Raw genomic sequence first — 12,549 nt, 5'->3', positions numbered from 1 at the left:
TCCGGGCAAGATCGACGGCGCGGTGGCCTACGACGCGGCCACCCTTTTTGACGGCGGCAGCAAGACCGACGGCGCCGCGCCCGACGACGGCGGCCCCGTGTCCCTCGCGTGCGGCTTCATCACGGCGCAACCGGGCGGCACCTGCCCCACGGCGACAGACCTCGGCAGCGTCAGCGGCGACACCGACCCGGCCATCAACACCATCAAGTACACGGGCACGGGAAGCTCGTGGCTCTTCTTCGAGGTGACCGAAGACAGCTCCTCAGTCTCTCGCAACGACCTCTCGGTGGGCCTCAAGCTCACCGGCCCCGCGGGCACCAACTACGACCTCTACGGCTACGTCGACCCGAGCGGCACGAAGACGAGCCGCGCCTGCGCCACCGTCACGGGGCAATCCAACAACGCCGCCGGCACCGACGACCAGGTCCGCCTCGGCTGGAACGACTCGAATTTCTCGTCGGACACGCGCCTCGTTTCGATCCGCATCGAACACGTGAGCGGCCCGTGCGGCCCAAGCGACGGTTGGAGCCTCGAGGTTTTGGGCCACGCGGCCCCCCCCCCCCCCCCGCGCCCCCCCCCCCCCCCCCCCCCCCCCCGGGGGGGCCCCCCCTGCCCCCCCCCCCCGGGGGGCCCCCCCCCCCCCCCCCCCCCCCACCGGGCCTCCGCCTCGGCGGACAAGGCCTTCACGACCGGTGAGCATCTACAGTTGGCGGTGGCGCCCTCGACGCGTCGACGCGGCAGATAGGCGCCTCCGTCGAGCTCGCGGAGGAACGTCAAGAGGCCCTCGCGCACGTCGAGCCTGAGGGCCGCCGCAGCGTCGGGGTTCGCCGCCGAGACCGTCGCCCGGAGCGTCATCGTGTTCTCCGACGCGTCGGCGACGCGCAGCTCTGCTACGCGCCCGTCCCAGTTCTCGTTGTCCTTGCAGATCCGCGCGAGCTCGGTGCGAAGGCGGCCGATGGGCGCCATGTAGTCGACGGGCAGCAGTACAGCCCCCACGAGCTTCGTGTCGGCCTTCGTCCAGTTCTCGAAGGGTTGATCCAAGAAACGGCCGATGGGGATCACCTGGCGCCGCCCGTCCCAAAGCTTGACGACGACGTAGGTCAGGTTGATCTCTTCGATGTCGCCCCAGTCCTTGTCGACGAAGACCGTGTCGCCGATGCGAATGGGCTGAGTGATCGAGAGCTGCACGCCAGCGATGACAGCGCCGATGGTCTTCTGCGCGGCGAGCCCCAAGACGATGCCCACGATGCCAGCAGAGGCAAGCAGCGAGATGCCGACGTTCCGAACCACCTCGAACTGCAAGAGGAACATGGCCAACGAAACGATGACGATGGCCGCCGTCCCGACGCGGTCGAGCAAGATGAGCTGCGTGCGAAAGGCCCGCGTCGAGACTTCGTCGCCCTTCGTCTCCGCCCGCGCCTCCGCCCACTCGGCGAGGGCGCGGAGAGCGCCCGACAAGAACCACGCGAACGCGATGAGCAGCAGCGTGAAGCGGACGTGACCGACGACCTTTGCCAGGCTCTTCACCAGCTCGAGCTCTGTGGCCACCTCACCGAAGAAGACAGCCGCGAGGCCGAGCCGAAGCGGCCGCCGCGCCACCAAGACAAGAGCGTCGTCGAGCGGCGGCTTGGTGCGACGCGCGAAGAAGAGCGCGACGGTGCCAACGAGGAACGCCACGAAGCGCCCCACGGGATAGGCCAGGACCGCCGCGACGACGAGGGCGCCCCACTGCCACGCTTCGTGACCGAAGAACGAGACGGCACGCAGCGCCGACGGCACCAGGTCACGGAAGGGAGCCACGAGGAGCACCGCGCTACAGATCGATCTGAGTCCCGAGTTCGACGACCTGATCGGGCGGGATGTTGAAGTACATCGTGGCCGGCTGGGCGTTGCGCGCCAAGAACGCGAAGAGCGTCTCGCTCCAGCGCCCCATCTTGCCCGCCCCCGACGCCAAGAAGGTCTCGCGCCCGAGGTAGTAGGTGATGTCTTCTTGCTTCCACTCCAGATCAAACTGCTCGAGGGCGTCCGCCACGAGCGACGGCACATCGGGTTGCTCCATGAAGCCCGTGTGGGCGATGACCCGAAAGAAGCCCGACCCGATGGCCGACGTCTCCAGCCGCTTGTCGGGGTCCACGAAGGGCACGTGCGCCGTGGTCGACGTGAACAGGATCACGATCTTTGGGAGCACCCGAATGCGCTGCGCGTGGTGCAGCATGATGGGCGGGACGCGAGACGAGTTCGAAGCCATCACGACGCCGATGCCGGGCACCCGCGTGTGAAGGCGCGTCGGCAACGACGCGAGGAACTCGTCGAGCGGGAGCGAGTGGGTGCCGAACCAGTTGGCCAGGTGCCCCCGGCCGATCTTCCAGGTGACCATGAGGAGGAAGAACGCGGCCCCGACGAAGATTGGGAACCAGCCGCCATCCACGAACTTGACGAGATTCGCGCCGAAGAAGCTGACGTCAAAAGCGAGGAAGATGACGAGCAGCGGGAGCGCCTTGTAGAGCGGCCAGCGCCATGTCGTCCGCGCCACGACGAAGAACATGGTCGAGGTGATGGCCATGGTTCCCGTGACGGCGATGCCATAGGCGGCAGCCAAGCGGCTGGAATGCTGAAAACCGAGGACCAAGAGGAGGCAGACGATCATCAGCATCCAGTTGATCTGCGGGACGTAAATCTAACCTTCCGCCTCCTCCGACGTGTGCTTCACGGTGACGCGAGGGAAGTAACCCAGTTGGACGGCCTGGGCCGTAAGCGAGAACGCCCCGGAGATGAGCGCCTGCGAGGCGATGATGGCGGCCGCCGTCGCGATGGCAACGAGCGCGTAGGTGAGCGGCCCCTTCGGCACCATGGCGTAGAACGGGTGCGGCACCGTCGGGTTCGACAGCAGCAACGCGCCTTGCCCGAAGTAATTAAGGATGAGCGCCGGCATCGCCACAGCGAACCACCCGAGGCGAATGGCCTTGATACCAAAGTGCCCCATGTCGGCGTAGAGCGCTTCGCCGCCGGTGACCGCAAGCACCACGGACCCCAACACGAAGAAGCCGTGCGTGCCGTTCCGCATGAAGAAGGAGACGGCGTGGTGCGGTGACAACGCAGCGAGCACCGCCGGGTTCTTCGCGATATGGGTGATGCCGAGGATCCCGAGCGTCGCGAACCACACGATCATGACCGGGCCAAAGAAGCGCCCCACGCTCGCCGTTCCCCGCTTCTGAATGGCGAAGACTCCGACGAGAATGGCGCACGTGAGCGGCAGGACGACGCCCTTCAGGCTCGTGGTCGCGACCTCCAAGCCCTCAACGGCGCTGAGCACCGAGATCGCCGGCGTGATGGTGCCCTCGCCGTAGAGCAGTGAAGCGCCAATGAGGACAGGCGCCCCGATCCAACCGATGCTCGTCGGCCGCTTCGGCTTCAGGCCGTCCGGGACGAGCGCCAAGAGGGCGAAAATGCCCCCTTCTCCCCGGTTGTGGGCGCGAACCACGAAGAGCAGGTACTTGAAAGCGACGACCATGGTCAGCGACCAAACGATCAGCGAGAGGATCCCGAAGATGTTCTCGGGCGTCGGCTTTGGCGCCGTGCTCGCCGCTCGTGCACTCCTTGATGGTGTAGAGAGGGCTCGTGCCGATGTCGCCGTAGACGACACCGAGCGCCGCAAGTGTGAGCGTCGTGAGCTTGCCCGACGGCCCGTGATGCCCCTCGGGCCCAGGCAGGCTGCGCGCGCTCCTGAGCGGGAGGCGACGAACTTGGCGCAAGCTGTCGGGCGGCCGTGGCGGGCTGCTGGAGGCATCCATCGTTGAAGCGGCCGCATTGGGCCACGCGGTGGCCTTCGCCGCAAGACCTTCCTGGAGATCGAACGAGACGAGTGCGCCGTTGCGATAGTATCGCCGCCATGAGGCTCGTCAGGATCGCCGTCGTCAGCGTCAACACCACCGTGGGCGCGGTCCGTTCGAACGTCGACCGCGCGCTCGAGTTGGTGCGCGCTGCCGCCGCCGACGGAGCCACCGTTGTCGCACTGCCGGAGCAACTCATCGGCGGGTACATGCAAGAAGACCTCGTCCAGTGGCGGAGCTTCGTCGACGCACAAGGCCGCGAGCTCGCTCGCTTCGCCGCCGGCACCGCGGACCTCGGCTGCGCCGTCATACTCGGCGTCACCGTCGCCCGTGCCGATCAGCTCTACAACGCGGCCGCACTCGTGTTTCGTGGCGCCGTGCGAGGCCTCGTTCCAAAGGAGAAGCTCCCTTCGTACAACGTCTTCTACGAGGGGCGAACGCTCGCACGGGGCGCTCCCGGTCTCGATGACACGGCGCTCGGTGTCCCCTTTGGCGATCTCATCTTCGCCATGGACTTTGGCACCCTCGCCATCGAGGTCTGCGAGGACATGTGGTCGCCCGACGGCCCGATGCGGCGGCGCTGCTATGCCGGTGCCGAGCTCGTCGTGAACGTGTCAGCCTCGCCCTTCCGCGTCGGCGTCGTGGCGACACGCCGCGAGATGATCGCCACGCGCTCCGGCGACAACCAGGCCACGCTCGTCTACGCCAACATGGTCGGCGCCAACGACGGCCTCGTCTTTGACGGCGGCGGCTACGTCGCGCAAAACGGTCGCATGTTGCTCGAGGCCCGCCGCTTCGCCGAGGGCTTCGCGGCGATGACCGTCGACCTCGATCGGACGCGGCGCCTGCGCGTCGAGAACACGACGTGGCGCACGGATCAAGAGACCTACGTCGCCGAGGGCCGGCCCAAAGCACGACGTGTCGCGGTGACCGGCGAGACGAGCGGTCGCGAGCTCCTTCGCTACCCGAGGCCCGCGTCGGGCAGCTTCTTTCTTCCCCACGAGACGCCGCGCGTCGGTGCGCGGGCGGAATTTTTCGAGGAGCTCCTCGACGCCCTTGCGCTCGGCGTGGGTGACTACTTCGAAAAGACCGGCGCCTTCAAGACCATCGGCGTTGCGCTGTCCGGTGGCCGCGACAGCCTCCTGTGTTTGCTCATCGCCCACCGCTACGTCGCGCGGCGCTTCGCCCATCTGGGGCCCGACACGCGTGCCGCGAAGGTCGCCGAGATCCTTCGCGCGTTCTTTATGCCCAGCCGCTACTCGTCACCGGAGACTCAGGCCGCGGCCGAGGCTGCCAGCAAGGAGCTTGGTGTCCCGTTCTCCGTTGTCGCGATTGACGACGCCGTGGAGCGCGAGGTCCTGGCGGCGGAGGCGATGCTCCGCCAGGGAGAGACCCTCACGGCGCTGACGAAGCAGAACATCCAAGCGCGCGTCCGCGCGGCACGCATGTGGAACTGGGCCAACAGCGCCGGGGGACTGTTCCTCCAGACGAGCAACATGAGCGAGAAGGCCGCCGGCTACACGACCATCGGGGGCGATATGGAAGGCGCGCTCTCGGTCATCGCTAACGTCCCGAAGACCGTCGTCAACGCGATGCTCGACTACCTGCTCGAGACCACCGGCTCGGAAGCCATTCGACTGACGCTCAAGAAGCCCGCGTCGGCGGAGCTCGCCCCCGACATGGAAGACGAGCGCGACCTCATGCCCTTCCCCGTGCTCGACGCGTGTTTCGCGCTCTACGCGGGCGAGAAGATGGCGCTGGATGAGGTGGCGACGGCGCTTACGTCGATGTTCCCGGAGCACGCTCCGGCAAAGCTCGACGAGTGGGCGAAGAAGTTTGGGCGGTTGTTCGTGCAGTCCATTTACAAATGGGTCCAGACGCCCCTCTCCCTTCATGTAGGCAACCTTGACCTCGACCGCGAGCGCGCTCTCCAGCTGCCCGTCGTGCAGCGCAAGGAGTGGTGAAAACTCCTGCTGTGGGGAAAGAAATGATTCGCGGATGACCGAATCCTGACACGAGCCGCCTAGCGTGACGGGAGTGAACTCCCCCGCATCCGCCCACGCGCCGGCCGCCGCCGAAGACGCGTCGAAGCGCCCGCAGCTCTTCACGTCGATTCCCTTCTTTGCCGTGCACGTCGTCGCCGTCCTCGGCGTCTTCTGGGTCGGCTTCAGCTGGTCCGGCCTGCTCTTGGCCGTGGCGCTCTACTACGTGCGCATGTTCTTCGTCACGGCCGGGTTCCATCGGTACTTCGCCCACAAGACGTACAAGACGAGTCGGGCCTTTCAGTTCGTCCTCGCCGTCATGGCCCAGACGACGACACAGAAGGGCGTCTTGTGGTGGGCCGGTCACCACCGCCTGCACCACAAGCTGAGCGACAAGCCTGGCGACGTGCACTCGCTCAAGCTCGACGGCTTCTTCTGGTCACACGTCGGCTGGATCCTCTCGACGAAGCACGAAGCGACGGACTTGGCGACGCTCCCCGACCTTGCCAGCTACCCAGAGCTCCGTTGGCTCAACCGCTTCCACCTCGTCCCGTCTCTCGCCCTGGCGGCGGCGCTCTGGCTCGCGGGCGGCACTTGGGCTCTCTACTGGGGCTTCTTCGTCTCGACGACCGCGCTGTGGCACGGCACCTTCACCATCAACAGCCTCTGCCACTGGATGGGACGGCGACGTTACGCCACGACCGACGAGAGCAAGAACAGCCTGATCCTGGCGCTCGTGACGCTGGGTGAAGGTTGGCACAACAATCATCACTACTACCCGCGAGCCGTGAACCAGGGCTTCTACTGGTGGGAGATCGACATCACGTACTACGTGCTCCGTGGCCTCGCGGCCGTGGGGCTCGTTTGGGACCTGCACACGGTGCCCAAAAAGATCCGCGACCGGGGAGCCGCAGTGCGCAAGCGCCGGCTGCCCGAGGTGACGGGCGCGGAGCTAGCCACCGCCGAGCCGGCCCCCGCCGAATAGGCACGCGCTCAGAGATCGCTCGGCATGAACGGGCGACCACGCTTCGCCGATGACGAAACGCCCGCTGGAGCCTTGGGCCGAGGGCGCGAGGCCTTGGGGGCCTCGGCGTTGCGGGGCGTAGGCGGAGCCGACGGCGGTTCGAGATCCAGATCGATGGGGTGCGAGGCCGACGGCGAAGGGACCAACGTCGCCTCCTGCCGTGAATCCTCAGGCGCGGCGCTCGGCAGCGGGGCTGCCCGCGCCGACTCGACGGGCCGCGTCGCGGCGGGCTCGGCGCGCGTCGTCTCGGCGAGCCGCGCGCCGCAGGCCCCCACCACCGCGCCCACGAGGAGCGCCGACGCGACGAGGGCGTCGCGGACACGCCGACGCTTTTGCGTCGGCAGCATCTCCGTTCGTCGCCGCGCGGCGGCGGCGGTCGTCGCCGGCGTCGCGCTAGCGGACTCGGCCGGCGGCGGCGGCGGCGGCTCCATCGCCTTGGCTTCGGCGGCGCGCAAGAGCTCACGGCGCCCGCGAAACTGCTCCCCCACCGACGCCTCGACAACGCGCGAGACCTCCTCGCGCGCCGCCATTTTCACGACTTCGAGAGCCTCCGCGAACGCGGCACCGCTCTCGTAGCGTCTGTCGCGATCCCGCTCGAGTGCCTTCAGGCAAGCCTCGTCGAGCTCCAGCGGCACCTCGAAGCGATGGGCGCTCGGCGGAGCGATGGGCTCGCGCAAGATCATCGCGAGCGTCTCACCCTCCGTTTGTGCGCCGAACAGCTTCTGCCCCGTGAGGCACTCCCAAAGGACGATGCCGGCGGCAAAGATGTCGGTCCGGAGGTCGACGCCCTTTCGGTAGATCTGCTCCGGCGAGAGGTATCGGAGCTTGCCCTTGACGTGGATCTCCGCCGTGTTCGAGAGCCGACCGCTCGCGACGGCGATGCCGAAGTCGGCGATGCGGGTCACCCCATCGCTGCCGACGAGAAGGTTGTGCGGCGAGACGTCTCGGTGAACGATGCCGAGCGGCGCGCCGGCTTCGCTCTTTAGGTTGTGCGCGGCGTCGAGCCCGCGCAGGGCGTCGTGGAGAATGCGGCAGGCGACGGGCACCGGCAGCGTCTTGCCTTGGTCGCGGAGCGCGCGCTGGAGGTCCGCAAGGGTGATGCCCTCGACGTAGTCCATCAAGATGACGAGCTCGTCCTGCACCATCTCGACGTCGCGAATACGCACCACGTTGGGGTGGACGAGGCGCGACGCGATGCGCGCTTCATCGACGAACATGGCGACGCTATCGGGGTCCTCGGCGCGATGAGCGTGGAGCTTCTTGACGGCCAGCGCCTTGAGCGAGCCGTCGCCCTCGCGCTTCACGGCCAAGGAGACCTCACCCATGCCGCCCGACGCGATGGGGCCGAGGACGCGATACGGTGCGCTCACGGACAGGCTCGATTGCAGACGAGTACGTTGCTCCCGCACTTCGTCGCTGGTCCGCTGGCGCACGTGAGGTCGCAGCCTCCTCCGTCTTGGCATCGAACGATGCAGCTCGACGCGGCGTCGCAGGTCACGTTGCAGGGATTTTCGGCGCTGCAAGTCACGTCGCAGGCCGCGCCCCGTTGGCAGGTGGCGGCGCAGGACTTCGCCTTGTCGTTGCATACGAGGCGGCCGTCGCAACCGTCGCAGCTCAGCTTGCAGTCGGCGTCGCGGGCACAACTCATGTCGCAGTTGGCGTTGTTGCCGCAGGTAAGCGTGCAATCTCGGTCTTCGCAGCTGGGCGCCGTGCACGCGCAACAGTCGGCGCAGGTCTGGTTGCAAGGCGAAGTGGTGCAGGCGGGGACGGCGCACTGCTTCTGCGGCGTCGGACAACCGAGCGCCGCAGCTCCCCCCTCGGCCCGTCCCGCGGAAGCGTCGCGTCCGCCATCGGGCGAGGCGCCACGTACGCCCCCGTCGTCGGCCGCCTCAAAGAGCGCGTCGAAGTCGTGTCCACACCCGGCGGAGAGGAGCGCCAGTGCGAAAAGCGCGTGCGAAGGGCCCGCCATCTTCGTCATTCCAAGCTAGCACGTACCGCCAACCGGGCCGCATCAGGCCGTGTATGCTGCCGTTTCATGCGTTGGCGCCCTGGTGGCCTCTGCTCGGTCCTGCTGCTTTCTGCCGTACTCGCTTCTAGCCGAGGAGCAGGAGCGCAAGATTCCGCGCCCATTGAAGATGCCCGGTGGGCCTTCACCGAGGGGTCCTCCCACTTCGAGGGCAAGCGCTACGAGCAGGCGTTCGCATCGTTCCAGCGCTCGCAGGCCGTCGTCCAGAGCCCCAACACGCTGCTCATGATCGCTCGCTGCGAGCGCGAACTCGGCCGCAAGGGCGACGCCGTCGTGACCTTCGAGCGAGCCCTCGCGGAGGCGAAGCGACGCGTGGGCCTCGGCGAAGCCAAATACGCGCCCACGGCCGACGCCGCCGCCGACGAGGGGCAACGCCTCCGCGCCGCCCTGGGCACCTTGCGCGTCCGTGTCGAAGGCGACGGCGCCGCCGTAAGAGTCGACGGCCGCGCGCTGCCGTTGGTTGGCGGCGAAGCCGTCGTGTGGCGCGACCCCGGCGCCGTCACCGTGGACTTCGTCGCTGCGAGCGGCGCCAAGCAACGTCAGAGCGCCACCCTCGGCGCCGGCGCGTCGGTCGCGATGACCTTCTCGGCCGAAGGCGCCTCCACGGTCGCGGCGCCGCCACCGGCAGAAGTAGCGCCGGTGCCCGCAAGCCGTGGCTCATGGGCCGAGCCGGCGGCCATCGTGGCCGGCGGCGTGGCGCTCGCGGGCCTCGGCCTCTTCGTAGGTTTTGGCAGCGCCTCGAAGAGCACCTACGACCGGCTCGACGCTCGCTGCGGGCCCAACCGCTGCGGCCCCGCCGATCGCGCGGAGGCCGACCGCGGGGCGCAGCAGCAGCTCTTGGCCAACGTCTCGGTCGGCGTCGCGGTAACGGCGGCCGTCGCGACGGTGATCTTCACGGTTCTCGCGCTCGACGCGCGCGGTCGCCCGGCGGCGCCCCGGCCGTAGAGAACCATCGAACCGCGCCGGCAAGCGGCGCTTTCGCCGCACCTTCGCGCCCCGGCGCGGCGCCGGAACGGCTAGCCTAGCGGCGTGACTGCTGATCCGCCCGATCCGAACGCGACGGACGTCGCGACCTACGAACAACAAGTCGCCGCCGGCCGCCCCATCGAGCTCCGCCGCTTGGTCGTCGTCGAGGGCCCCGACAAGGGACTCTCCTTCGATCTCGACGCCAACGCGCCCACGCGAACGCTCGTGGGGACGAGCGCCGCGTGCCAGATCTTGCTGACCGATCGTTCCGTCTCTCGCCGGCACGCAGCCTTCGAAGCCACCACGCGCGGCACCTATCGCCTCACCGATCTCAGCTCCACCAACGGCACGTTCGTCGAAGGCGTGCCCATCGTCGAAGTCTTCGTTCGCGGCGGCGAGACGGCGCGCTTCGGGAGCACTGTGGTGCGCCTCGAGGCGGGCGTCGTGCCGGAGCAGACGCCGCTCCCGAGCGCCATGCGCTTTGGAAAGACGCTCGGCGCGAGCGTCGCCATGCGCCGGCTCTTCCCGCTCTGCGAGAAGCTCGCCAAGGCCCGCGTGCCCCTCGTCATCGAAGGCGAGACCGGTACCGGCAAAGAGGTCCTCGCCGAGTCGCTCCACGAGATGAGCGGCTCGCGCGGTCCCTTCGTCGTCTTCGACTGCACAACCGTGTCGAGCAACCTCATCGAAGCGGAGCTCTTTGGCCATGAGCGTGGCGCCTTCACCGGCGCCGAGCGCGCCCGGGCCGGCGTCTTCGAAGAAGCCGACGGCGGCACGCTGCTCATCGACGAGATCGGCGACATGGAGCTGGGGCTTCAGGCGAAGCTTCTGCGCGCGCTCGATCGCGGTGAGATTCGACGCGTTGGTAGCCAGAAGCAGATCAACGTCAACGTCCGCGTCCTCGCGGCGACGCGCCGCGACCTCGACAAGGAGGTCGCCGCCGGGCGCTTCCGCGACGACCTCTTCCACCGCCTCGCGGTGGCCCGCATCGAGTTGCCTCCGCTTCGAGAGCGTTACGGCGACGTGCCGCTCTTGATCCGCCAGTTCGTCCTCGAGATGGGCGGCGACGCGCAACTCGCGCAAGCGCTCACCACGCGATACGCGGATTACTCTTGGCCCGGCAACGTTCGCGAGCTCCGCAACCTCGTCGCACGGCACGTGGCCCTCGGCCTCGACGCCGGCGACGAGCCGGGCCTCGAGCTCCTCGTGGCTCGCGAGCCACCGAGCGCCACCGGCACCGAATGGATCGAGTCCTTGGTCGCGCAGGGAGCGCCCTTCCCCGTCGCACGACGCCTCGCGCTCTCGGAGTTCGAGCGTCGCTACGTGGCCGCGGTCTTGGCCAAGCACAACGGCAACGTCTCGGCGGCCGCCAAGGCGTCGGGGCTCGCGCTGCGCTACTTCCGCCTCGTCAAGTCGCGGCAGAAGTAGCGCTGGCTCTCACGGCGCCTGCACGAGCGGCGTCACGAGGCCGCGAAAGCGTTCGCTCCAGCTGCAGGGCTTGTTCGTCACCGGGTCGAGCCGCACGATGCGGCTCTCGCCGCGCGCGTAGACCGTCGTCCCGTGGAGGGCCTTCACCTCGCCGGCGATCTTCAGGCTCGAGGTGCCGAGGTGTTTCGGCATGAGCTCCACGACGACCTCGCCTTCGCCGCGAAACGGCGACGTGTACTGGATGTGATGCTCGGCGACGACGTGGTGCTTGTCCGGGTTCGTCTTGATGTCGTCGGCCCAGCGAAAGCCCAGCTCATTGAAGAACTCACCGCGGGCCCGCTCCATGAAGAGGACGTAGCGGACGTTGTGCAGGATGTTCAGCGCGTCGAGATCGTCGAAGTAGACGCGCTGCACGGAGCGGTAGGGCACCTGGAGGGTCACCCCTCGAAACGTACATGACTTCGGCTCCCGGCCAGAGCTTCAGAGCCGCCGACGTCGCGTGCGTCTTCACACTTCTTCACGCCCCGCGTGGTGCCACCTTTACATGGCCCCCCCAACATGAGGCCTGTGCACGAGCCCGCCGATGTGGACGGGCCGCGCCAAGGAGGTTTCATGTTGGGCTTTGCAATCGGTGCGGCGTGCCTCTTCGGGCTCGCCATGACGTTCCGCCGCGGCGGCGTTCACGGCCATTTTCGTCATCCCCGCAGCAATCGCTTCCTGCGCCACGTCTTTCGTCGCCTCGACACGACGGCGGGGCAAGAGAAGGTCATTGTGAGCGCCGTGGAGGCGCTCCGAAACGAGGCGGCGAAGGCGCGCCAGGGACTCGCCGGCACCCGCGGCGAGGTCGCGACGGCGCTCCGAAGCGACGCCTTCGACGAAGTGCTCTTGGGCACCACGCTGGGACGCGTCGAGGGGACCGTGGACGCCATGCGCAAGGCCTCGCTCGACGCGTTCGCCGCCGTCCATGGCGTCCTCGACGAACGCCAGCGCGGGCTCCTCGCCGACCTCGTAGAACGTGGTGCGCCAGCGTGCGGCATGCAGCACGCGCATCCCTACCGGCTCTGAGCGGAGAACAACGACCATGAAACGACGCATTGCCATCGGCCTCTTGTCATTCGGCGCGCTCGCAGGGTTTGGGGCTGGCTTCTTCAGCCTCGGAGCTCGCGCTCACGCCCGCCACGCCGCCTTCGAACGTCACATTGCCGACGTCTGCACCGAAGCCGCCTTGCGCTCCCGATCGCGGGGCCCCACCGAACCCTGACGCAGGGCCCGGCGTCGTGGGATGATGCTCACCGG

Annotated in this window: 10 protein-coding genes and 1 pseudogene; 5 read left to right on the top strand and 6 right to left on the bottom strand. The window is 68.2% G+C overall.

Annotation, left to right across the window (positions count from 1 at the left end; translation table 11 throughout):
• Positions 1–27: 27 nt before the first annotated feature.
• The 3 genes and pseudogenes from IPG50_36820 to IPG50_36810 form a co-directional block, all read right to left on the bottom strand.
• On the bottom strand, positions 28–276 hold the full coding sequence (locus IPG50_36820; GenBank protein MBK6697709.1) for a hypothetical protein: 249 nt from the start codon (positions 274–276) through the stop codon (positions 28–30).
• A gap of 60 nt (positions 277–336) precedes the next feature.
• The gene (locus IPG50_36815) at positions 337–1,800 is read right to left on the bottom strand and encodes a mechanosensitive ion channel (protein ID MBK6697708.1); all 1,464 of its coding nucleotides are present in this window, start codon (positions 1,798–1,800) and stop codon (positions 337–339) included.
• Between the two features lie 13 nt (positions 1,801–1,813).
• Positions 1,814–3,791, bottom strand: a pseudogene (locus tag IPG50_36810) (KUP/HAK/KT family potassium transporter).
• A gap of 98 nt (positions 3,792–3,889) precedes the next feature.
• Between IPG50_36810 and nadE the strand changes: the two are divergent.
• Positions 3,890–5,794: an NAD(+) synthase gene (gene nadE, locus IPG50_36805; GenBank protein ID MBK6697707.1), complete on the top strand. Its 1,905-nt coding sequence runs from the start codon at positions 3,890–3,892 to the stop codon at positions 5,792–5,794.
• Between the two features lie 73 nt (positions 5,795–5,867).
• Complete coding sequence (locus IPG50_36800) at positions 5,868–6,797, top strand: acyl-CoA desaturase (GenBank protein ID MBK6697706.1); 930 nt, start codon at positions 5,868–5,870, stop codon at positions 6,795–6,797.
• Positions 6,798–6,805: 8 nt separating this feature from the next.
• Here IPG50_36800 and IPG50_36795 read toward each other — a convergent pair whose 3' ends face one another.
• The gene (locus tag IPG50_36795; protein ID MBK6697705.1) at positions 6,806–8,206 is read right to left on the bottom strand and encodes a protein kinase; all 1,401 of its coding nucleotides are present in this window, start codon (positions 8,204–8,206) and stop codon (positions 6,806–6,808) included.
• Positions 8,203–8,814 (bottom strand): hypothetical protein, encoded by a 612-nt coding sequence (locus IPG50_36790; protein ID MBK6697704.1) that lies wholly within the window; start codon positions 8,812–8,814, stop codon positions 8,203–8,205. Before IPG50_36790 ends, IPG50_36795 begins: the two co-directional genes overlap by 4 nt.
• A gap of 57 nt (positions 8,815–8,871) precedes the next feature.
• Between IPG50_36790 and IPG50_36785 the strand changes: the two genes are divergently transcribed.
• The gene (locus IPG50_36785) at positions 8,872–9,807 is read left to right on the top strand and encodes a hypothetical protein (GenBank protein ID MBK6697703.1); all 936 of its coding nucleotides are present in this window, start codon (positions 8,872–8,874) and stop codon (positions 9,805–9,807) included.
• An 84-nt stretch (positions 9,808–9,891) separates the two neighbouring features.
• A complete protein-coding gene (locus tag IPG50_36780; protein MBK6697702.1) occupies positions 9,892–11,253 on the top strand; it encodes a sigma 54-interacting transcriptional regulator in 1,362 nt (453 codons plus the stop codon).
• A gap of 9 nt (positions 11,254–11,262) precedes the next feature.
• On the opposite strand, the gene IPG50_36775 is transcribed toward IPG50_36780, so the two are convergent.
• Positions 11,263–11,694: an acyl-CoA thioesterase gene (locus IPG50_36775; GenBank protein ID MBK6697701.1), complete on the bottom strand. Its 432-nt coding sequence runs from the start codon at positions 11,692–11,694 to the stop codon at positions 11,263–11,265.
• 171 nt (positions 11,695–11,865) lie between these two features.
• On the opposite strand from IPG50_36775, the gene IPG50_36770 reads away from it, so the two are divergent.
• On the top strand, positions 11,866–12,318 hold the full coding sequence (locus IPG50_36770) for a hypothetical protein (protein MBK6697700.1): 453 nt from the start codon (positions 11,866–11,868) through the stop codon (positions 12,316–12,318).
• Positions 12,319–12,549 lie beyond the last annotated feature (231 nt).

The organism is Myxococcales bacterium (genome assembly GCA_016703425.1).
Lineage (GTDB): Bacteria > Myxococcota_A > Polyangia > Polyangiales > Polyangiaceae > JADJCA01.
This window is presented reverse-complemented; position numbering and strand designations above follow the sequence as displayed.

Coding starts and splice junctions, on each gene's coding strand:
- nadE (MBK6697707.1), top strand. CDS start 3,890: ATGAGGCTCGTCAGGATCGCCGTCGTCAGCGTCAACACCACCGTGGGC.
- IPG50_36790 (MBK6697704.1), bottom strand. CDS start 8,814: ATGACGAAGATGGCGGGCCCTTCGCACGCGCTTTTCGCACTGGCGCTC.
- IPG50_36785 (MBK6697703.1), top strand. CDS start 8,872: ATGCGTTGGCGCCCTGGTGGCCTCTGCTCGGTCCTGCTGCTTTCTGCC.
- IPG50_36770 (MBK6697700.1), top strand. CDS start 11,866: ATGTTGGGCTTTGCAATCGGTGCGGCGTGCCTCTTCGGGCTCGCCATG.